The sequence below is a fragment of the Hymenobacter cyanobacteriorum genome (assembly GCF_022631375.1).
Taxonomy (GTDB): domain Bacteria; phylum Bacteroidota; class Bacteroidia; order Cytophagales; family Hymenobacteraceae; genus Hymenobacter; species Hymenobacter cyanobacteriorum.
Genome location: NZ_JALBGC010000001.1, coordinates 1,149,183 through 1,170,554 on the forward strand (window position 1 = coordinate 1,149,183; position 21,372 = coordinate 1,170,554).

The following is a 21,372-nucleotide window of genomic DNA, read 5'->3' on the forward strand; positions in this document are numbered from 1 at the left end:
TCGCTGCGCTCGCAATGACAAACCTGCTCGCCTCACGGTGCCTACTCCGCCACGCCCGCCTCGCGCCGCCGCTTCTTCAGCTGCTGGCGCACCTCTTTCACGCGCTCGTCGAAGCCGTCGGGGTCGTAGTCCACCGTGTCCACGTCGAGCTGTTCGAGCAGGTCCATCATGGCGTTGCCGTGGTCGGTGCGGGTGCCGGCGGGCATGCTCACAAAGGTCATTTCCGACCAGAGCAGGGCCAGCAGGCGCAGGCCATCCTCGCTGCGCATCTGCATTTCGAGCACTAGGTTGGAGTTGTCGAAGTGGATAAGCTGGCTGAGGATGCGCACTGTCGCGCCCTGCCGCGCCGCCTTTAGGTAGCTGATGTGGTGCTTGGTGATGACCCAGCCGGCCTTTTGCTCGCGGGCTATTTCGCCCATGTTCAGCTGATAATGCTCGGTGGTGTGGTCTTCGCGGGCGTTCAGGAAGTAGTCGAAGTAGCGCGCGTTGTTGAGGTGGCCCAGCATGTCGCAATCCTGGAAATGGACGCGGTAGGTGGTTTCGGGCGTTTGGATGAGCTTGGGCATGGGGAGCAAGGTGGTTTTGGGAAGGCAAAGGTCGACAAGTTGAACGTCATGCAGAGCGCAGCGAAGCATCTCGCGTGCGCAATGCAATCCAATCGACAGGAAGTAATTAAAGCACGCGAGATGCTTCGCTGCGCTCTGCATGACGTTCTCTTTCTCTCTTCATTTCATCTATGCACTCAAAAACTACTCGGCACGCCTAACACTTTGCGGAAAAACCCTTACCTTTTACCACCCAAAATTCCCGCCGCATGTTCTCGCTTACGCCCGCCCGCTCCGCCGTTCTTTTAGCTTTAGCCGACACCTTCGTTCCTGCCCTCGCCGAGGGCATTCCGGCCGGTTCGGCCGGCCTCAACTTGGATAAATTGCAGGAGGCCATTCGAGAGCAGCCCGAGGGCGCGCAAACCGAATTCAGCCAGCTGCTCGATTTGCTAGAGAAGCCGCTGCTGGGCCTCACGTGGTTCGGGCCGCTGAAACCCTTCCGCAAGCTCGATGCCGCGCAGCGCGAGCAGCTGCTACAAAGCTGGGCCGCCAGCAACGTGCCGCAGCTGCGCAAGGGCTTCCAGGCGCTGCGCAAGCTGTGCACGCTGCTCTACTACGGCGGCAGCATGAGCGAACTGCCGGCCGCCTGGGGCCACTTCGGCTACCCCGGCCCCGACGAGCGGCCCGTGGATACGCCCAAGCCCATCCAAACCCTGAAACCTGATGCCGACACCACTTACGAGTGCGACGTGCTGGTAATTGGCTCGGGCGCGGGCGGCGGCGTGGTGGCCGGCGAGCTGGCCGAGGCTGGGTTTGATGTATTGGTCATCGAAAAGGGCCCCTACTGCCACGGCTGCGACTTCACCCAGCGCGAAGTGGACATGCTGGGCACGCTCTACGATACCAAAGGCACCCTCTGCACCCAAGATGGCAGCATCGGCATTCTGGCCGGCTCGTGCCTGGGGGGAGGAACCACGGTGAACTGGGCCGGCGCCTTCCGCACCCCCGACTACGTGCTGCAGGAATGGGCCCGCGAGCACAACGCGCCCCATTTCACCACGCTGGAATTCAAGGAAAGCCTCAACGCTGTGGCCCGCACCATTGGGGTGAACACCAACTACACCCGCCACAACGGCCAGAACCAAGCCCTCTGGGACGGCTCGACCAAGCTGGGCCAGGAAGTGAAGCTGATTCCGCGCAACGAAAAGGGACTCACCGATTCGGACGCCCACTTTCGCAGCCTGGGCTACTCCACACTGGGCGACGCCCACGGCATCAAACAAGGCACGCTGAATACGTACTTGCTCACCGCCTTCGAGCACGGCGCGCGCATTCTGGCCGATACCAAAGTCGACCGCGTAACCATCAGCAACGGCCGGGCCACCGGCGCCGAAGCCGTGCACCGCCTGCCCGACGGCCGCGAGGTGCGCGTCACGGTGCGGGCGAAGCGCGTGGTGGTGGCCGGCGGGGCCATCCAGACACCGGCGCTGCTGCTGCGCTCGGGCCTGAAGCACCCGCACCTGGGCCAGCACCTGCACCTGCACCCCACCGTGATTGTGGCCGGCCGCTACCCGCAGCAGATGGACTCGTGGCACGGCCCCAGCATGAGCGTGGTGAACGATACCTACACCCAGCTGCACGGCACCAACTTCGGGGCCAAGCTCGAAACGCCCCCCACCCACCCCGGCCTGCTGAGCATGGTGCTGCCCTGGCGCTCGGGCAAGCAGCACCACGAAATGATGCGCGACGCCAGCCACCTCGGCTCGTTCATCGTGCTCACCCGCGACCGTGAGGGTGGCCGGGTGACCATCGACAAAAACGGCGCGCCGCTGATTGACTACGTGCTGTCGGACTTCGACCGCGCCAACATGCTGGAGGGCGTGCGCGCCGCCGCCCACATCCACGCCGCCGCAGGGGCGCACACCATTTACCTGCCCCACGGCACGCTGCCTACGCTCAAAGTCGAAAACGGCCAGATTATCAACGCCGCCCTGCTCGACCAGCTGCCCCACCTGAGCTGGAAGCCCAACCAGTTCGGCCTCTATAGTGCCCACCAGATGAGCACCTGCCGCATGGGTGGCGACGCGGCCACCCACCCGCTCAAGCTCAACGGCGAAACCGTGGAGGTGCAGAACCTCTTCGTGGCTGACGGCTCGGCCTTCCCGGCCTGCAGCGGCGTGAACCCCATGCTGACCATTATGGCGCTGGCCCACTTCACGGCGCAAGGCATGAAAGCCAGCCGGGCCGTGGAAAAGCAGGCGGTAGCGGTGTAGCGTGGAGGCTGCGAGTCCGCGCCCGGGCCAACGACTCAGACAATGCGCGGACTCGCAGCGTCCACACTACATTCGCCTTTATGAAACGCCCGCCGCTGTCCTGCCTGCTGTTGCTGCCGCTGCTGGCGGTGCTGCTATTTGGCAACTGTGGCGGGGGCGTGCGGGGCTTTCTAAATAAAAGTCGGCCCGAAAACCGCGAACGCATGCGGGCGCTGGTGGTGCTCCGCCTTCAGCAACGGGCGGCGGCCCGTCAGCAGCTGCGAGGCCGCGCCCGCCAAGAGGCCTATTGGCGTATCGAACAACAGATTGATGCCCGTTTCGACAGCTTGGTGCATGGCAGCAAGAAATTCCGCAACCGCCGCAATAAGGTGGAGCGGCAGCTGTTGCGCATGCCGCCCAGCTCGTTGGCCAAGCCGTAATCCGTCGGCCGGCGCGAGGTAGTGGACCGCGTTTTTTGCCGCTGATTGTACCTGGCAGCAACTTCTCCCGTACTGGTTGCAATATTGCTATTCCCGCTTCCTATGCGTCCAGTTCGTTTTGCCCTGTGGTTGTCGTTGAGTGTAACCGCCGCCAGCTGCTCCATCTTTCACCGCGACAAGCCGACCCCAGTGGTCGAAACCGTGCGCACGGAAAGCTCGCCCGCGCCGCCCACCGCCGCCCGCGACCTGGCGGATGTGATGAGCACCGAGCTCAAACTCACTGCCGACCAAACCACCCGCGTCCGCACCGTGCTCAACGGCACGCTCAAAGAATCGAACGCTGCCAAGGAGAAGCTGCCCGCGCAGTCGCCGCAGCTCATGGCCGAGCTCAAGCGCATCAACATCAACTCGCAAAAGGAACTACGCGCCGTGATTGGCCCCGAGAAATTTAAGCTTCTGCAAACCAAATCAGTACAGCAGAAAATTGCCGCCGACATGCAGCAGAAGCAATAACGACCGGCCCACTGGCTACCAGCGCGGGCCGCTTGGCTCCTCCACCAGCGCCAGCGGGGCTACGTCGGTGTCGTCGTACACATCGGCCAGCGGCAGGCGCAAGCTTAACTCCGGGATTTCCAGCACATCGGCCGGGTCGCTGAACACGGTGTAAATCCACTGCCCGGCCTCGTCGCGCCGGAACCACTCCAGCACCCAGGCCGTCTGCGAAACCAGAATGTAGTGACGTAGGGAGGCAATTTTCTGGTACTGCGTGAACTTGCGGCTGCGGTCGTAGTCGGCTGTAGAGGGCGACAGCACTTCGATAATCAGCACGGGCTGCCGAATGAGGTAAGGGTCGCGCCGGTCGGCGGGGTCGCAGGTTACCACCACATCGGGGTACGTGTAGTGGAAGTCGTCCTGCACCGCCAGGCGTACCGACGCATCATAAGCCCGACAACCAGACTGGCGCACCCCCGCCATGATGTTGCCTTTAATTAGATTGTGCGACTTGGTACCACCGGCCATCGCGAAAATTTCGCCATCGAAATACTCGTGGCGCTCTTCACTTTGGGCTTCCAGCGCGAAATATTCTTCGGGCGTGTAGCGACGCTGTTGGTTGGGCTGGCCCATGGGCTTTGGCAGAATGATTATTTCCAAAGATAAACCCGGGCGAACAAGCCGCCGTCGATAGTTTGCACCCGCGGTCAGTACCGCCGCTCGTAGTCACCCGTGGTTTCCCATAGCCCGGCGTAGCGGCCCACGCGGCGGGTTTCGGCGGGCGTGCCGGGCGCAATCTGAAAGTAGGAAGTGCCGTCGTAACGGGTGTAGCGCACGGTGGCCGGGGCCAGTGCCCGCAGGCGCAGCGTATCGGTGCCGAGCCGCTGCCGAAGCAGGTGGCGGCCTTTTATTTCCAGCCGCTCGACATCCCACATATCAACGCGGTGCGCGGCCGTGCCGTCGTAAATACTTAGGTAGTAACGGCCCTGAAAACGGCGCAGATGCCCCGTTCCGAAGCTGTCGCCGATTGTGAAAATCGTGTCGGTGCGCAACCAGCTGTCGCGCACTGAGTCGCGGCCGATTTGGTGCAGGTAATGAAGCTTGCCGCCGGCCAGGTACGTGCTGTCGGCCCGAAGCCGGAAGCCGAGCGAGTCGAACTCGTGCCGGCTGTGGCGCTGCGTTTCCAGCTCCTGCACCCAAACCGCCGTGCGCCCGATGCACACCGAACTGGTAGAATCATCCGCCGTGTACACGCCGCGGTGCCGGGCCGGAAACTCCGCCATATCGGCCGCCTGCGCCGGAAAAGGCCCGGCAAAAGTCACGGCCCAGCCGCCGTCGCAGCTCACGAGCAACGAGCTGCAAAACCCTAATCCCAATACGCGCAACCGACCATCGATTTTCATGGCATTTCATGCCGCAACCGATGAAAAGGTAACCTTAGTATTCAGCGTCACCCCGCGTCCAGCAGGTCATTTACAAATACTTCACCAATAGCCCCACCAGTTTCTGCACGCGGCCGGTATAGGGCGGGTACATGGCCTTGATGCCGGTGAAGCCCACGCGCTGCCGCATCACGCCCTTCTCGTTGCTGAACGCCAGGAAACCCGCGTGACCGTGGGCCTTGCCCAGCCCCGAGTTGCCCACGCCGCCAGTGGGCAACTCGGGGTGCGCAAAATGCAGCACGGTTTCGTTTAGCCCCGCGCCGCCGGCCGAGATGTTGTCGAGCAGGTAGCGGCGGTTTTCGGCGCTGGTGCTGAACACGTACTGCGCCAACGGCTTAAGGCGGGCGTTCACGTAAGCAGCCGTTTCGCTCAGGTTTTTGAAGGTGAGCACGGGCAGCAGCGGGCCGAAAATCTCCTCCTCCAGCACGCGAGCGTCGGCCGGCACGTCAGTGAGAATGGTAGGCGCGATGTAGTTCTGGCTGGCGTCGACCACCCCGCCCACGGCCACGGTGGCACCCTTGGTCTGGGCATCCTCTAGCAGGCCAGCGAGGCGGGCGAAGTGGTGCTCGTTCACGATGCGGGCCAGCGAGTCGGACGCTTCGATGCCCGCGCCGCCGGGGTTGTAGGCCCGCTCGATGGCGGCTTTCAGCTCCGTGAGCAGCGCCGGCTGTACGCTTTCCTGTACCAGCAGGTAGTCGGGGGCCACGCAGGTCTGACCGTTATTCAGGAACTTGCCCCACACGATTTTCTCGGCCGCGTCGCGTAGGTTGGCGGTTTCGTCCACCACGGTGGGGTTTTTGCCGCCCAGCTCCAGCGTGAGGCCGCAGAGGTGCTCGGCGGCGGCGCGCATCACAATCTTGCCCACTTCGGGGCTGCCGGTGAAGAAAATATGGTCCCAGGGCAGCTTCAGCAGGTCGGTGGCAACTTCTTTGCCGCCCTGCAGCAGCAGCACCTCGTCGGGCCGGAACAGGTCTTCGCACAGCTTTTGCAGCAGCGCCGAGGTGGCCGGCGTTTGCTCGGCGGGCTTGATGACCACGGCATTGCCGGCCGCGATGGCCGAAATGAGCGGGCCCACGGCCAGGTAAAACGGGTAGTTCCAGGGCGAGATAATCAGCACCACGCCCTTGGGCTCGACCTGCACCCACGAGCGGGTGCCCAGCAGCGCCATGCTCGCGCCTACTGCGCGCGGGGCCATCCACTTTTTCAGGTACTTGCTCGTGTGCTTGAGCTCAACCAGCGAAGTCCAGATTTCGGTGAGGTCCGACTCGGTCGCGGGCTTGCGGAAATCGGCCAGCAGGGCCTGCTGAATGTCCGTCCGGTGCGCGTGCAGCCAGTCGGACAGCTTGGCCAGCCGGGCCCGGCGCTCGGCCACGCCCTCGCTGCGCAGCTGCGGCGCGCGCTGTCGCACCGCTTCGAACTGCGCCTGAAACGGGTTAGGCGCGGGAGCCGGCATGGCGGCGGGCGCGACGGCAGGCGTGAAAACGGTTGGTTGCATGGGCGGGAAAGGGCGGAAAGAGCGGGCACCAAAGACGGCTTGCCAGAAAGATACGCGGCTTGCACAACATTGCGGCCGCTCATCCGTCTGCGCACTCGGCTTGTTACCCCAATGGGTCTGCTACGCGAGCTTGGTGTTACCTTTGCGGCCTTGTTCGCAGATTTCGACCTCGCTAGCTGATTCCGTTGCTATCCCGGCCGGCCGCATTTATTCCCGCGGCGTGCTCATTATTAATTAGTTGTCCGTTACGTGTCGTTCTTTACCCTTTGCCGCTCCCAGCGGCTGTTTGCCCCGCTGTTTTTAGGTTTAATCATCAGCAGCGCCCGTACGGCCCTGGCCGCGCCCGCGGCTGTCGATACTATTTTCACGGCCTCCCCTCCCGATACCACCCGCGCCGCTGTGCCGATGGCCGGGTCCATTGCTGCCCACAAGGCAGTGGTTACGGGCCGCATCGCAACCGAGCCGCACATCCACCCGCGCGACGCCAACGGCCGCATCACCGACTACACCGTGGCTCCGGGCGTGACGTGGCACTACGACAAGCCCAAGCCCTTCGAGTGGGCCTACCACATTCCGCGCGATTTGGGGCAGTTTCCGAAGTTCGCGTTTCAGTCCAAAAACAAAGAAACGCTGCTGGGCATCGCGGCCGGCTCGGTGGCCCTGTGGGCTTTCGACCAGGTGATTCTGGACGGCGCGCAGCGGTTTGGGCGGTCCATCAACCTGAAAGCCGCCAGCACCCAGAAAACGCTGGTGTACATTCCGTTCCGCATCGGCTCGGCCAACCTGCCGTTCGAGTTCAACGTGCCCGACAACCTCAACAGCACGTTCTACTACCTCGGCGATGGCTGGACGCACCTGGCCGTAGCCAGCAGCTTCTGGATTTACGGCGGCATCAAGAAGGACAACCGCGCGCTGCGCACCTCCAGCCAACTCGGCGAAGCCATTTTCAGCACCGGCTTGGTGGTGCAAACCATGAAGCGCCTCACCGGCCGCCAGAGCCCCTACGTGGCGACGCAGCCCCGCGGCGAGTGGAATTTCTTTCCTTCGTACAGCACCTACCAGAGCTACGTACCCAACTACGACGCCTTCCCCACCGGCCACCTGGCCACGGCCATGGCCACGGTCACGGTCATCGCCGAAAACTACCCCGAATACCGCTTCGTGCGCCCCGTGGGCTACTCGCTGATGGGCCTGCTGGGCTATGCCATGCTGAACAATGGCGTGCACTGGGCCAGCGACTACCCGGTGGGCATCGCGCTGGGGTATGCCTTCGCCAAAATTGCCGTGCGCAACGGCCGCACCCGCGTGGAAGCTCCGGCCGACAGCAGCACGGCCAATGGTACCGGTTTTCGGGTGATGCCGCGGCCCAAGCCCTGGTTCCGGCGCGGCCAGTTTGCGCCCTACACCTACGGCCCGTTTACGGGGGCCAGCTGGTCAATTCGGCTGTAAATCACCAAAATCCGCCGGATAGTGGATTTCGTTGATAACAAATCCGGCTCGGAAGCTATATTAGTATCCTGAGTGCACCGGAACCCGCGGCCCGTGCCGCCTTATCGTTACCGTTATGGCCGTCTACTCCCCGACCGTTGCTACCCCGCCCCTGGCCGAAAGCCAGGCCCAGCTGCGTCAGCAGCTCGATTTGTTGACCGATTTCTGGAATGGCTGTTCTGAGCTGGAGCTAAGTATTCATCCCGGCCCCGGCCGCTGGAGCCGCAAGGAAATTCTGGGCCACCTCATCGATTCGGCCCTGAACAACCACCGCCGCATTGTGGGGGCCTGCCTCGCGCCGCCGCCCCACCAGCTGCGCCCCTACGACCAAGATGCCTGGGTGCGCGTGGCCGACTACCAGCACCTGCCCTGCGCCGACCTGCTCGCGCTCTGGACCAGCTTGAACACCCTCATCCTGCACCTCATCGACCGCCTGCCGCCGCACCTGCTCGAGCACGAGTACCTCACCCTCAACGGCAACCCCACCACCCTGCACTGGCTCATCAGCGACTACGCGCTGCACCTCGAGCACCACGTCTGGCAGATTATCCACGGCGACTAAACAAGTTGCACGATGTAGAGACGCGACACTTCGCGTCTTGACGTTTGCATGATACAAGAAGCCTCGTTCAACGAGGAGACGCGAAGTATCGCGTCTCTACAGCATGATACCAGCCCATTTGCATCTCACAAAAAAGCCCGTTCCTGATAACAGAAACGGGCTTTTTACTATTTAGAAGAATGCTTATTTAAACAAGCCCTTCTTCACGGTACGGTTACCGTTTTCGTCGATTTTCACTTTCGTGCCGTCGGCCATCTTGATTTTCACCGAGCCATCGTCGTCGCGCTTCACTTTCGCGCCGTTCATATACTTGGTTTTGTGGTCGCCGTCTTTCTCGTTGTCCACTTTTTTCACGCCCGAGCCCTGGCCCACGCTGCCCCGGCGCACCGTGGTAGTCGAGGAAGACGTGGTGGTTACTGTAGCGGGAGCCAGCGAGTAAGGGCCGTCGCCGTAGTTGGCGCGGTTGGCCGAGTACGTGTTGTAGTAAGTGTCGTTGCCGAGGTCGGTACGGATTTCGTTGTCGGCATCGTCGTTAATCTGGCGCAGGGTGGCATAGCGGCCGGTGGTGTCGCTTACGTAGCGGTTGTTGGCTTCGCCGAGGCGCTGGCCGCGGGTGTAGTAAGTACGCTCGATGCGAGTCACCACGGCCGGGTCGGTCAGCTTCAGGTCTTCGGCCATCCGGGCGGCAAGGCGGCGGGCTTCGTCGTGCACGGCTACGGTATCCACGGTGGTGGTGGTCGTGGTGGTCACGGTTTCGGGCGTGGTGGTCGTGGTGGTTTCCACTTTTTTATCCTGGGTGCAGGAAGCGGTAGCCAGCGCGGCGGCGGCCATCAGGCCGAGGAGTTTGGTGTTCATGTGCAGGGTGTTGAAGGAATGTAAAACGGCGATACAGCCATTTTTAGGGCCTGATACGGCGGGGCTTGTTACGGGGTTATCGCCGCTAGGCATTTACCACCGAGCCGCCGTTGGGGTGCAGCGTCTGGCCCGAGAAGTAGGAGGCATCTTCCGACGCCAGAAACACGTAGGCCGGGGCCACTTCCGAGGGCTGGCCGGCGCGGCCCATGGGCACGTCGTGGCCAAACAGCGGCAGCTTCAGCAGGCCGATGCCGGTGATGAACGGCGTCCAGATGGGCCCGGGCGCCACCGAGTTCACCCGAATGCCCTTCTTAATGAGTTGCAACGACAGTGCCCGTGTGAAGGCCGTGATGGCGCCTTTGGTCGAGGTATAATCAAGCAGCATCTCGTTGCCCTTGAAGCCGTTCACCGAAGCCGTGTTGATAATGGAGTCTCCTTCCTTGAGGTGCTTCACGGCGGCCCGCGCAATGCGGAACTGGGCGATGATGTTCAGGTTAAAGATGCTGTCAAGTTCCTCGTCCTTGATTTCTTCGAGCGAATCGTGCCAGTTCTGCTCGGCCGCGTTGTTCACGAGAATATTCAGGCCGCCCAGCTCGGCTACCGTACGGTCTACAATTTCCTGGCAGAAAGCGGGCGATTTCAGGTCGCCGGGCAGCAGCAGGCAGCGGCGGCCGTGGGCCTGCACCAGTTCCTGCACCTTTTCGGCATCCTGCTGCTCGGTGGGGAAGTAGCAGATGGCCACGTCGGCCCCTTCGACAGCAAAGTGCACGGCCACGGCCCGGCCAATGCCCGAGTCGCCGCCGGTGATGAGGGCCACTTTGCCCTTGAGCTTGTCGGCCCCCTTGTAGCCTTCGCGGATGTATTCGGGCTCGGGCGTCATCTTGTATTCGAGGCCGGGCTTGCCGGCGCCCGCGTCCTGGCTCTGGGGCGGGAAAATCGTGGGTTTATCAGACATCAGTAATCATAATTGGTTGGAAATGCTGTCTGGGCTAACGGGCGGGGCGGGCAGGGGTTGTCGGGACTCCGCAATGATGTAGGGGCGGGGCTTGCCCCCGCCCGGACGTTTGTGCGCATCGGACGGAATCAGTGCAACGGTGCGAGCGCCCGGGCGGGGGCAAGCCCCGCCCCTACCGCCGCACGCCACCTTCGCGCTACACCCCGGGCGTACCTTTGCGGCATCCGCGTCCCGGGTTGCTTCGGTTTCAGCGTTTTCTTTTTCTTCATTCGCCGCGCCTTATGCCTGCCAGCTCCTCCATTCGTCTCAACAAATTCATCAGCGAAAGCGGCCTGTGCTCGCGCCGCGAGGCCGACCGCTACATTGCCGAAGGAGCCGTGACGCTGAACGGCAAGCCCGCCCAGATTGGCGACCAGGTGGGCCCGCGCGACCGCGTGAGCGTGAACGGCCACAAGCTGGAGCCGCGCCAAGTGGAGGACGCCGTGTACCTGGCCTTCAACAAACCGGTCGGCATCACGAGCACGAGCGAGCCCGGCGTGCGCGGCAACATTGTGGACTACGTGAACCACGCCGCCCGCGTGTTCCCCATCGGCCGGCTGGATAAGGATTCGTCGGGCCTGATTTTCCTGACCAGCGACGGCGACATCGTGAACAAGATTCTGCGGGCCGGCAACCAGCACGAAAAGGAGTACGTGGTGACCGTCGACCGCATCCTTACCGACCGCATGCTAGACGAAATGGCCGCCGGCATCCCCATGCTGGGCACCGTCACGAAAAAGTGCGTCATTCAGAAGGAAACGCCCTACATCTTCCGCATCACGCTGGTGCAGGGCCTTAACCGCCAGATTCGGCGCATGGTGGAGCACTTCGGCTACGAAGTCCTCAAGCTCGAACGCGTCCGCATCATGAACGTGAGCCTCAAAGGCCTGCCCGTGGGCGACTGGCGCGAACTCACGCCCGACGAGCTGGCCGGCATCATGAAAATGGTGGCCAAATCGAGCGGCACCGAAGAAGCTTCGGGTGGCCGCCGCAGCAGCAAGGCCCCGGCCGGCAAGCCGCGCCCGCGCAAGCCCGGCCCGCCCACCATGTTCAACCCCTCGGGCACCGGCTGGTGGGGTCCGCGCCCCGAGAAAGACGCAGCCGGCGGTAAAGCCACGCCCGGCAGCAAGCGCCCGGCCAAAGCCGGCCCGGGGACCGGCCCGAGCCGTGCTGGCAGCCTCGGTACGCGGCCCAAAGGCCCCGGCGCGGGCGGAACTTCCCGGCCCAAAAGCGCGGGTACGGGTGGTTCGGCGCGGCCGAAGAGTGCCGGCGGTTCGGCGCGCCCCAAAAGCGGTGGCACTGGCAGCCGGCCTGCCGGGCGCGGCAAAGGCCCGGCTCCGCGTCGCTAGGCGGGCTTTCGCTGAGCGGCTATGCCTTCGGCAACTATTGCTTCTTAAGCCCCGCCAGCGCCGTCTGCAACACCGGGTCGGCGCTGGGCGGAGACGTTTTGCTGGTTTGCATCAGGTCGACGTACACTTTTGGCCGGTACGCCTCGCGCGGCTGGCCATTGACGTGGTATAGCCGCTCGACGGGGAAGTTGAAGCCGATGCCGGAATGCGGTAATTTGTAGGAATAGATGGCCCCGCGCAGTTGCGCCATTTCGGTGCCCACCACGGCGGCCCGGCCCAGCGCGTCGAACCCAATAGCCAGGCCCTCGCCCATGCTGCCGGTCCAGCGGCCTACCAGCACCGCCAACGGCTTCACGTAGCGTGGGCCGCGCGGGGCTACTAGTTCCAGCCAGCGGCGGGGCACGCCGGTCTGGGCTTCCTCACCGGGCAGCTCGTGGCGCTGGTACGGGGCTTCGCGCTCGATGAAACGGCCTATGATGGCGCGGGCCACGGTGCTGTTGCCGCCACTGGGCGTTTCGCGCAGGTCGAGCACCAGGCTCTGGGTGTTTTGCACGCTCGTCAGGGCGCTGTCGAATTGGGCAATCAGGCGATTATCGCCGAGGCTGTTGTTGATTTTCAGGTAGCCGATGCGGCCGGCAGCGTCCAGCCGGCGCACTTCGAGCCGGGTTGCGTAGCGGTTGGTTTCGAGCAGCAAGGTAGGCGCATCGGGCTGGGTACTGAACGGGCGGCCACCCGTCTGCCCGGTCCACACCCGTGGGGTGCGGTGGTCGCCGGCCAGCAGCACACCCAAGGCAAAATCGCGGGCTGCCGGGTCGGGTGCGCGCAGGGCTTAGGGCAGAAATGGCCGAATGGCTTCGGATACGGGCACACCGTTCACGGTTTCGATGACGGCCCCGGGACGCAGGCCCGCGCGCTCGGCCCCGTAGCCGGCGCGCACCTGCTGCACCACGGCGCGTCCCTGCACGAACGTGGCCCACACGTCGGTACCCGTGGGCACGAGGCGGCGCGAATCGGGCCGGTTGGTGCCCAGACTGGCGTGGTTGTCGTAGAGCTCGGCCAGCGCATTTCCGAGCAGACGGACGAAGGCCCGACGACTGTTTACGGTATCGGCCTGGGCGCGGTAGATGGTGCGGACGCGCGGCCAGTCGGTTTGCTTCTGGTTGAAATAGCCGTAGCTATCCCGGATGGTTTCCCAGAAAAAGTCGAAGTCTTCCAGATACTGCTGGTGCGTGAGCGGCGGTTTTACGGCCGCCAGCACGGGAGCCGATAGCACCAGAATCAGAACCCATTGCACATACCGGGAATGCCACTTTTGCATGGCGTAAAGAAATGGGAATCGGGCGCATATTGCGCAGCATTCCGGAATTTAAGCCGGCTGTTTTGCCGTTAGCTTCTGAATGAATTACCTACTCCTGCTGCTTTTGCCGTGGCTGACCGGGGCCTTTTGGTCCCCGCCCGCGCTGCCGCCCCTGCAAATTGCCGAGCAGTTTGTAGCCCCCATCGGCTGGCCCGAAATGAAGGATTACCTCTGTTGCGAAGTGGCCGGCCAGGCCAAAAAGCAGACCCTGGGCCAGCAGATTCCGGTGCGCCAGGGCCGCCGCTGCGAGCTGATTCAGCAGGATTCGGCCACGGCGGTAGTGGCCGTGGAGCTGCGCGACTCGGCCAGCCGGCGCGACTTCTACCTGCACTTCCGGCACGACAGCACGGGCTGGAAGCTGGGCGCCATCCGCTCGCTGGCCATGACGCACCTCGGGCCGCCCATGGTGGCGCTGCTCACCGGCCTGCCCAAGGCCGAAATTGCCGACTACGACCGCAAGCACCCCGACGCCAGCCACGCTTTCACGGTGGGCAACCTGCGCCTCTGGACCAGCGCCGACGCCGACATTGCCGCGCACTTCCAGCGCCACCGTCCCGATTTCCAGAAGCTGCTGCGCCGGGTGCAGGCCGGCAAATTCTTCGCCGCTGCGCTCGGCCCCAATGAGCCCGCCGCCGAGCAGGCCGCCAACGCCGACCCAGCCGTGCACGCGCTGCTGCGGCGGCTGTTTTTGGGCCGCGTCACGCGCCGGGCCACGGCCTGCGGCAGCTGCCTGGCCTTCGTGATTGGCGGCAAAACCAACAGTTCGGTGGGCCTGCTCTATCAGCCCGAAGCGGCCAGCCTGCCGGCTATGTCGCCCAACGGGCTCATCGTGCTGCGGCCGTTGGGCGAGGGCTGGTATCTGTATAAAACTTCGTAGCGCATATTAACTATCTATACTGGATGTAGAGACGCGACACTTCGCGTCTCGGCGTCGAACGATTTCCACGCGAGGAGACGCGAAGTGTCGCGTCTCTACATTTCGCAAACCAACCTGCAAACGGTTCTGAATGAAAAAACCTGCCTCCCTGCCCGCCGCTTCCGTCGCGCCGGCCGAAAAAGACCAGCTGCACCCGCGCAACCCGCACCGCGCGCCCTACGACTTCCCGCTGCTGAGCAAGGAAAGCCCGGCGCTGGCCCCTTTTGTGCGGCCCAACCCCTACGGCAGCCTCTCGATTGATTTCGCCGACCCGGCCGCCGTGAAAGCCCTGAACCGCGCGCTGCTGAAGCATTTCTACGGAATCGAGCACTGGGATATTCCGAAGGGCTACCTGTGCCCGCCCATCCCCGGCCGGGCCGACTACGTGCACTACCTGGCCGATTTGCTGGCCGAAAGCAACGGCGGCGTGCTCCCGCCCGGCGAAGAAATCACGGTGCTCGACGTGGGCGTGGGCGCCAATTGCATCTACCCCATCATCGGCCGGCGCGCCTACGGCTGGCACTTCGTGGGCTCCGATGTGGACGGCACGGCCGTACGCGCCGCCCAGCAGATTGAAGCTGCCAACCCCGGCCTGGCCGGCGCCATCGAAGCTCGCCTACAACCGGCCCGCACCCGCATTTTTGATGGCCTGATTCAGAGCGGCGAAGTGTTCGACCTCACGATGTGCAACCCGCCATTCCACGCTTCGGCGGCGGCCGCGGCGGCCGGCTCGCAGCGCAAAACAAGCAGCCTGGGCACCGGGCGCGGCGCGCGGCCAGTCCTTAATTTCGGCGGCCAGAACAACGAGCTGTGGTGCGAGGGCGGCGAGGCCGGCTTCATCCGGCGCATGGTGCAGGAAAGCGGCCGGCGGCCCCGCACCGCCTACTGGTTCACGTCGCTGGTGTCGAAAAAAGAAACGCTGCCCGGCGTATACCGCGCCCTGCAAACGGCGGGGGCCACCGAAGTAAAAACCATCGAAATGGCCCAGGGCCAGAAGAAAAGCCGCCTCGTGGCCTGGACATTCCTCACGCCCGCGCAGCGCGAAGCCTGGCGCAAAACCCGCTGGTCCACAGCCCAATAGGCAGTTTGTCATTCCGACGTAGGCGGAATCTGGGTAAAACCGATTGTCGGACTTCCCTTCCGATTCCGCCTGCGTCGGAATGACAAATTTCAGTCTATTCAACGAGCCTTGGGGCCAACCTGACGGGCGGCCTGATATATTGCGTATCTTCGTAGCAATCCACTCCGTTGGCGGGGCTGTGTTTGCCACCAGAACCGCCAGCCACAACGATTTAGCAACAACAAACTATGGGTAGGTCTCAAGAGACATTTGGTAAGAAAGACAACGAGAAGAAGCGCGCGAAAAAGAAAACCGAGAAGGAAGAGCGCAAAGCCGAGCGCCAGGCCAACGCCAAATCCGGCGCGGCCTTAGAGGAAATGTTTGCCTACGTTGACGAAAACGGCAACATCACCTCTACCCCGCCCGACCCCACCAAGAAGCGCGTCATTAAGGACGAGGACATCCGCATCAGCGTGGCCAAGCAGGAAGACCGCGAGCCCGAAGACACGCAGCGCACCGGCAGCGTCACGTTCTTCAACTCGTCGAAAGGCTACGGCTTCATCCGCGACTCGCAGACGCAGGAAAGCATTTTTGTGCACGCCAACGCCTTGGGCGGCCTCACCATCAACGAGAACGACAAGGTGACGTTTGAAGTCGAGATGGGCCCCAAAGGTCCCAACGCCGTGCGCGTGCGCATGGGCGGCGCTACGCCGCCCCCAGCCGCTGCGCCCGCTGCTCCGGCCGCCGAGTAAGCCCTCCCGGCCACCCACTAAAAAGCCCCGCCCCGCAGCTTCAGCAGCTGGGGCGGGGCTTTTCTGGTTTTACGCGGGGCTGCTTCGCCTGATGCTAGGCGTCGACTTCCATGGCCGCCAAGTTGCTTTCGGCGCCGGCAATGTCGGCAGTGGTGGTGGCGTCGGGGCGGGCGGGCAGGTCGGTGCCGCCGAGGCGCTTGGCCAGGTAGCCCACACCCAGGGCCAGAAGGGCGGCCCCGCCCAACACCTTCTGGGTGGTGCTGAGCTTGCGCTTGCGCAGGCCCTTTATGGACTTGGCGGCCCCGCCCAGCAGGGTGGCCTTCTTGCCGGCTTTGTTCTTTTTGGTCTTGTCCTTGGTCTTTTTCATGGGAGCATTGGAGTTGGATGATGCGTTGACAGGGCGGCCTTATTCTTCGGCGGCAAACCGGGGACGCTTGGGGTGCTTGCGTGGTGCGGCAGCCGGAGCTGCCGTTTCGGCGGCGATGGCGCGGGGCGCTTCGGCGCCGGGCGTGGCAGCCTCGTCGCCACTGTCGCGGGCGGCGAGGTAGGCCAGGCCAGCGGCGGCCAGCGCCAAGCCGCCCACCACTTTCTGGCCGGTGCTGAGCTTGCCGATTTCGCGGGTCACCTTCCGGAATTTCTTTACCGAAGCGTGGGCCAGGTCCAGGAGGTCTTCCGAGGCCGCGTCTTTTTTCGAGTGCTTTTTCTTGGCGGAGGGCATGAGCGTGGAGCTGACGAGGGTTTCGAGCAGGAACTGGAGCGGGAAGGCCATGGCAAACGGGGCTTTGGCGGCCAAGGAGTTGAACCGGCGCGACTGCGCAACACGGTATTCGCAAGGCGGGCTCCCAAGGTTGTCGAACGCAGCCAAAACCGGCACCATGTGGCCTGATTAAAAGGCCGAACGGTCGGCGCTAAGCGTCCTGAAATCGCCGCAAACCTTTGCGGAAAATTCCGGCACAATTTCAAGGCTGATTTTAACCCATCGAATACGCTTTTGGAAAGCCAAAAAATTTTGCCCGAAGCCGGATTGTTTTTTATCCGAACACCACTTGTTTTTTAAGTGGCCAGCGGGCCCAATTGCGAATAGCGCGGAGGTTAAAAGGCCGAATTAACGCTTCGGCAAGCCTCCTAAGATGCTAATGCCTAGCGTGTGTCGTAAGCGTGCAGCTCCTCTGAGAAACCGCTAACCGGCCCGTAAACCGCGCTTTACTTCCGGCGAAAACGCCTCTAGCTTGCGGCAGAAATCAGCCCAAAACGACGGGGGTTTTGGCGGCATTCGCGCCGCTTTGCTCCGGCCTCGGGCGGGGTGGCAAAGCGGCCGCGCCGCACCCTGCCCCGCCTCTGATTTGGTTTCGGCCACCGCCTCGTGCGGCCCTTTGACTTCCGGCTTTTCTCTTCACCTTTTTCCCAATTCCCACTTCTATGAAAAAACTTACGCTGCTTGCCTTTCTGGTCCTCTTAACTGGTGTGCTGCTGCCGCGGCACAGCCACGCCCAGGGGTCTATTCCGTTCACCATCAACAACACGTCGCCGTTTGCCGACACCGATTTGTACGTGGCCATCGTGGGCATCGACCCCAGCAACAACCACGTCTGGATAAACGCGGCCAACGGCCAGGTGCTGCCCATGAGCAGCAGCTACAACACCGTCACCGGCCCCACCATCAACGGCAATACCGGGCCGGGGCAGAACTCGAAGTACGCGGCCTGCTTCACCAAGCTCAGCGCCATTCCGAACCGCACGTTTACGCTGCCCTACATTGCCGGCTGCCGGGTGTACATCTCGCGTGGGCAGCAGCTGTACTTCTACTTTTTTGGGGCCAACGGCGCGCCTTCGGGCTACACCGCGCCCAACCCGCAGAGCCCGACGGACCCCAACACGGGCATCCTCTACGAAACCATTGAGCTGGCCAACAACAGCGGCGGCTTCTTCGGCAATACGACGCGCGTCGATGCCTTCGCCTATCCGATGGGCCTGGAGCTGTACGGCAACGGCTACTACAAGAAAACCGGCGAGCTGAAAACGGCGTCTGAAATTGTGGCTGCCTACAAGGCCAACGTGCCCACCGAATTCCAGGGCACGGTGAATAATTCGACGGGCGTTATCAGCTTCCCGAGCAAAACACCGGCTTTTTATGACGGCACCAACGGCACCACGGCCGGGCCCTACGGCAACTACTTTAAGTCGTACATCGATGCGATTTGGAACAAGTACAAGTCGGTGGATTTGATTTTTTACGCCGGCAACGCGGGCGTGTTCAAAGGCCGCGTCGATGCCAACGACCGGCTGACGGTGGTGGGCCAGTCGGGCGCCTTCACGGGCCGCACGGGCATTATTTCGCGCCGGCCGACTACGCAGGAGGCTTTTGAGGGCAAGGGCGTGCTGGCCACCGGCGTGAGCGACGTGACCGTCGACCTCGTGGTGCAGGCCCAGATGACGGCCGCCATCAACCGCCACATTGTGAACACGACGGCCGCCACCCCCGGCCAGCAGAACTGGTACGACGTGGCCAGCTTCTACGGCGCGGCTCCGATGAACTACTACGCCCGTTTCTGGCACCTGCCGGGCATTAGCGTGGATAATCTGTCGTACGGCTTCGCTTATGATGACGTGGCCGACCAGTCGGCAACGCTGCAAACGCCGCAACCAACCAAAGTGGTGGCCACGTTTGGCGGTTTTGCGGGGCAGGGTGCCACGGCGCAGGCAATACCCGGCAAGATTGAGGGCGAGAGCTTTAGCGCGCAGTCGGGCACCCAAACGGAAACCACCACCGACACCGGCGGCGGCCTGAACGTGGACTACTTTGAAACCAACGACTGGCTCGATTACTCGGTGAACGTGGCTACGGCCGGCTCCTACACCGTGGGCTTCCGGGTGGCCAGCGCCAACGGCGGCGCTACGCTGCAGCTGCGCAACAGCGGCGGCGGCGTGCTCGGCAGCGTGAACGTGGGCAACACCGGCGGCTGGCAGAACTGGCAGACCATCAACGCCACCGTGACGCTGCCCGCCGGTAAGCAAACGCTCCGCGTGTTCGCTTCGGCCTCGACGGGCTGCAACCTGAACTGGCTGAATTTCGCCAGCGCCACGGCCGCTTTCAGCCGGCAGCTGGAGGCCGAAGCCGCCAACGTCAACAACGGCATGACCGTCGAAACGTGTTCAGAAGGCGGCCAGGACATGGGCTACATCGACCCGGCCGACTACTTGGTCTGGAACGGCATCAACTTTCCCACCACCGGCACCTACCTCATCGAGTACCGCGTAGCTAGCGGCGCCAGCGGCGGCACCATCTCCGCCGACCTCAACGCGGGCTCCATCCAGTTCGGCAACACCACCATTCCCGGCACCGGCGGCTGGCAGAACTGGACCACCGTTTCCAAGACCGTCACCATCAACGCCGGCACCTACAATTTCGGCATCTACGCCCAGACCGGCGGCTACAACCTCAATTGGGTCCGCATCACCAAACAGGGCGCCAACCGCGCTTTGGCCACCACCGGCGCGGCCGAAACGGCCCTGGCCCTCTACCCCAACCCGGTGCGCGACCGCCTGACGCTGGACGCCGGGCCCGAGTTTGCCGGCAGCCAGCTCAGCATTCTCAGCATCGACGGCCGCACGGTGTGGCGCGGCACCTACCGCGGCGAAACCGTGGACGTGTCGGCCCTGCGCCCCGGCCTCTACACGCTGCTGGCCCAAACGACCGATGGCCGCAAGGTGCTGAGCCGCTTTAGCAAGGAGTAACGTTCGCCTCACCCCCGGCCCCTCTCCCAAGGGAGAGGGGAGCCACGGCGGCCTGACCGTAAGATGTCGTCCGGCTCCCCTCTCCCTCGGGAGAGGGGCCGGGGGTGAGGCGAACCGCCCGCACAATCATTTCTCATCCATTCACAAACCCACCCCAACTTCATGAAACGAACTTTTACCCGGCTACTCCAAACGGCCGCGCTGGCCCTGACCTGCGCCGCCGGAGCCCACGCCCAAACCTACCAGCAGGTATGGGCCGACGAATTCAACGGCACGGCCGTGAACACTTCCAACTGGGTGTTTGAAACCGGCGGCGGCGGCTGGGGCAACAACGAGAAGCAGTACTATCAGGCCGCCAATACCACCGTAGCCAATGGCGAGCTGGTGATTACGGCGCGCAAGCAGAGCGTGGGCGGCATGCCCTACACGTCGTCGCGCCTGAAAACGCAGGGGCTGAAGCAGTTCACTTATGGCAAGATGGAGGCGCGCATCAAGGTGCCGCTGGGCCAGGGGCTGTGGCCGGCCTTCTGGATGCTGGGCAGCAACATCAGCACCGTGAGCTGGCCCAGGTGCGGTGAAATCGACATTATGGAGCAGGTGAACGCCGACAGCCGCTGCTACGGCACCGTGCACTGGGACAGCAACGGCCACGCCCAGTACGGCGGCAACGTGGCCATGTCGGCCAACACCTACCACGTGTACAGCATCGAATGGACGCCGAGCTACATCCGCTGGTTTGTGGACGGCGCTAAGTACAACGAAATCAACATTGCCAACGGCGTAGGCGGTACCGAGGAGTTCCAGAAGCCCTTCTTCTTTCTGCTGAACCTGGCCGTGGCCGGCGACTGGCCCGGCCAGACCGTGGACGAAAGCAAGCTGCCCGCCTCTATGAACGTGGACTACGTGCGGGTGTATCAGCTCACGAGCACGCCGCCGGCAACCTCGTCGGTGACGCTGCAGGCCGAAGCCGCCAACGTGAACAACGGTATGGTGGTGGAAGCCTGCTCGGATGCGGGCGGCGGCCAGGACATGGGCTACATCGATGCCGGCGACTACCTGGTGTGGAACAACGTGAACTTCCCCACCAGCGGCAGCTACCTCATCGAATACCGCGTGGCCAGCGGCGCCAGCGGCGGCACCATTTCGTCGGATTTGAACGCCGGCTCCATCCAGTTCGGCAACACCGCCATCCCCGGCACCGGCGGCTGGCAGAACTGGACCACCGTGTCGAAAACCGTGAATGTGAACGCGGGCACCTACAACTTCGGCGTGTATGCCCAAACCGGTGGCTACAACCTCAACTGGGTGCGCATCACCAAGCAGGGCGCCAACCGCGCTTTGGCCACTGCCGATGCCGAAGCCAAAGTGGTGGCCACCGTGTACCCCAACCCGGTGCGCGACCGCCTGACGCTGGACGCGGCCCCGGAATTCTTAGGCGGCGAAGTCAGCATCCTGAGCCTGGATGGGCGCACGGTGTGGCGCGGCACCCATCGCGGCGAAAGCGTGGATGTGTCGGCCCTGCGGCCCGGCCTCTACACGCTGGTGCTCACGGCCAAAGACCAGCCCAAGCTGGTGAGCCGCTTCAGCAAAGAGTAATTTCCTGACGAGGAGCCGGCGACCCCGGCTCCTCGTTTTTTT

21 protein-coding genes are annotated in these 21,372 nt (G+C 63.4%); 11 read left to right on the plus strand and 10 right to left on the minus strand.

The genetic code is table 11. From position 1 onward, the window contains the following. Positions 1-41: 41 nt before the first annotated feature. Complete coding sequence (locus MON38_RS04830) at positions 42-566, minus strand: acyl-CoA thioesterase (protein WP_241934999.1); 525 nt, start codon at positions 564-566, stop codon at positions 42-44. A gap of 248 nt (positions 567-814) precedes the next feature. Here MON38_RS04830 and MON38_RS04835 point away from each other — a divergent pair, with 248 nt between their 5' ends. The 3 genes from MON38_RS04835 to MON38_RS04845 all read left to right on the plus strand — a co-directional run bounded on the left by MON38_RS04835 (position 815) and on the right by MON38_RS04845 (position 3,750). After that, on the plus strand, positions 815-2,818 hold the full coding sequence (locus tag MON38_RS04835) for an FAD-dependent oxidoreductase (protein WP_241935000.1): 2,004 nt from the start codon (positions 815-817) through the stop codon (positions 2,816-2,818). Between the two features lie 80 nt (positions 2,819-2,898). Continuing rightward, positions 2,899-3,237, plus strand: a complete 339-nt coding sequence (locus MON38_RS04840; RefSeq protein WP_241935001.1) for a hypothetical protein — start codon at positions 2,899-2,901, stop codon at positions 3,235-3,237. A 102-nt stretch (positions 3,238-3,339) separates the two neighbouring features. After that, complete coding sequence (locus MON38_RS04845) at positions 3,340-3,750, plus strand: hypothetical protein (protein WP_241935002.1); 411 nt, start codon at positions 3,340-3,342, stop codon at positions 3,748-3,750. Between the two features lie 15 nt (positions 3,751-3,765). Here MON38_RS04845 and MON38_RS04850 read toward each other — a convergent pair whose 3' ends face one another. The 3 genes from MON38_RS04850 to MON38_RS04860 form a co-directional block, all read right to left on the minus strand. Beyond that, positions 3,766-4,389 carry a Uma2 family endonuclease gene (locus tag MON38_RS04850; RefSeq protein ID WP_241935003.1) on the minus strand — a complete coding sequence of 208 codons (624 nt, stop codon included), beginning with the start codon at positions 4,387-4,389 and terminating at the stop codon, positions 3,766-3,768. Positions 4,390-4,436: 47 nt separating this feature from the next. Continuing rightward, the gene (locus MON38_RS04855) at positions 4,437-5,132 is read right to left on the minus strand and encodes a hypothetical protein (protein WP_241935004.1); all 696 of its coding nucleotides are present in this window, start codon (positions 5,130-5,132) and stop codon (positions 4,437-4,439) included. Between the two features lie 70 nt (positions 5,133-5,202). After that, the gene (locus tag MON38_RS04860) at positions 5,203-6,666 is read right to left on the minus strand and encodes an aldehyde dehydrogenase family protein (RefSeq protein ID WP_241935005.1); all 1,464 of its coding nucleotides are present in this window, start codon (positions 6,664-6,666) and stop codon (positions 5,203-5,205) included. Positions 6,667-6,915: 249 nt separating this feature from the next. Between MON38_RS04860 and MON38_RS04865 the strand changes: the two genes are divergently transcribed. Together MON38_RS04865 and MON38_RS04870 are read left to right on the plus strand one after the other, a co-directional pair. Next, positions 6,916-8,115 carry a phosphatase PAP2 family protein gene (locus MON38_RS04865; protein ID WP_241935006.1) on the plus strand — a complete coding sequence of 400 codons (1,200 nt, stop codon included), beginning with the start codon at positions 6,916-6,918 and terminating at the stop codon, positions 8,113-8,115. 115 nt (positions 8,116-8,230) lie between these two features. Continuing rightward, entirely contained in the window at positions 8,231-8,716 is a 486-nt protein-coding gene (locus tag MON38_RS04870) for a DinB family protein (protein ID WP_241935007.1), read from the plus strand. Between the two features lie 183 nt (positions 8,717-8,899). Here the strand turns inward: MON38_RS04870 and MON38_RS04875 are convergent, their stop codons facing one another. Then, positions 8,900-9,571 (minus strand): hypothetical protein, encoded by a 672-nt coding sequence (locus MON38_RS04875; protein WP_241935008.1) that lies wholly within the window; start codon positions 9,569-9,571, stop codon positions 8,900-8,902. A gap of 85 nt (positions 9,572-9,656) precedes the next feature. After that, positions 9,657-10,526 (minus strand): SDR family oxidoreductase, encoded by an 870-nt coding sequence (locus MON38_RS04880; protein ID WP_241935009.1) that lies wholly within the window; start codon positions 10,524-10,526, stop codon positions 9,657-9,659. Positions 10,527-10,807: 281 nt separating this feature from the next. Between MON38_RS04880 and rluF the strand changes: the two genes are divergently transcribed. Beyond that, a complete protein-coding gene (gene rluF, locus MON38_RS04885; RefSeq protein WP_241935010.1) occupies positions 10,808-11,914 on the plus strand; it encodes a 23S rRNA pseudouridine(2604) synthase RluF in 1,107 nt (368 codons plus the stop codon). A gap of 34 nt (positions 11,915-11,948) precedes the next feature. Here rluF and MON38_RS04890 read toward each other — a convergent pair whose 3' ends face one another. After that, complete coding sequence (locus MON38_RS04890) at positions 11,949-12,698, minus strand: S41 family peptidase (protein WP_241935100.1); 750 nt, start codon at positions 12,696-12,698, stop codon at positions 11,949-11,951. 45 nt (positions 12,699-12,743) lie between these two features. Further along, positions 12,744-13,232 (minus strand): S41 family peptidase, encoded by a 489-nt coding sequence (locus MON38_RS04895; RefSeq protein WP_241935011.1) that lies wholly within the window; start codon positions 13,230-13,232, stop codon positions 12,744-12,746. Positions 13,233-13,311: 79 nt separating this feature from the next. Between MON38_RS04895 and MON38_RS04900 the strand changes: the two genes are divergently transcribed. From MON38_RS04900 to MON38_RS04910, 3 genes are all read left to right on the plus strand, one after another. After that, the gene (locus tag MON38_RS04900; protein ID WP_241935012.1) at positions 13,312-14,148 is read left to right on the plus strand and encodes a hypothetical protein; all 837 of its coding nucleotides are present in this window, start codon (positions 13,312-13,314) and stop codon (positions 14,146-14,148) included. A gap of 130 nt (positions 14,149-14,278) precedes the next feature. Beyond that, a complete protein-coding gene (gene rlmF / locus MON38_RS04905; RefSeq protein ID WP_241935013.1) occupies positions 14,279-15,268 on the plus strand; it encodes a 23S rRNA (adenine(1618)-N(6))-methyltransferase RlmF in 990 nt (329 codons plus the stop codon). Between the two features lie 227 nt (positions 15,269-15,495). Then, positions 15,496-15,999 (plus strand): cold-shock protein, encoded by a 504-nt coding sequence (locus tag MON38_RS04910; RefSeq protein WP_241935014.1) that lies wholly within the window; start codon positions 15,496-15,498, stop codon positions 15,997-15,999. 94 nt (positions 16,000-16,093) lie between these two features. Here the strand turns inward: MON38_RS04910 and MON38_RS04915 are convergent, their stop codons facing one another. Next, on the minus strand, positions 16,094-16,366 hold the full coding sequence (locus tag MON38_RS04915; RefSeq protein WP_241935015.1) for a hypothetical protein: 273 nt from the start codon (positions 16,364-16,366) through the stop codon (positions 16,094-16,096). A 39-nt stretch (positions 16,367-16,405) separates the two neighbouring features. Then, the gene (locus tag MON38_RS04920; protein WP_241935016.1) at positions 16,406-16,768 is read right to left on the minus strand and encodes a hypothetical protein; all 363 of its coding nucleotides are present in this window, start codon (positions 16,766-16,768) and stop codon (positions 16,406-16,408) included. 650 nt (positions 16,769-17,418) lie between these two features. On the opposite strand from MON38_RS04920, the gene MON38_RS04925 reads away from it, so the two are divergent. Both MON38_RS04925 and MON38_RS04930 read left to right on the plus strand, forming a co-directional pair. Beyond that, a complete protein-coding gene (locus tag MON38_RS04925; protein WP_241935017.1) occupies positions 17,419-19,734 on the plus strand; it encodes a beta-1,3-glucanase family protein in 2,316 nt (771 codons plus the stop codon). Positions 19,735-19,896: 162 nt separating this feature from the next. Then, positions 19,897-21,330: a carbohydrate-binding protein gene (locus tag MON38_RS04930; RefSeq protein ID WP_241935018.1), complete on the plus strand. Its 1,434-nt coding sequence runs from the start codon at positions 19,897-19,899 to the stop codon at positions 21,328-21,330. The last annotated feature ends 42 nt before the right edge of the window (positions 21,331-21,372 follow it).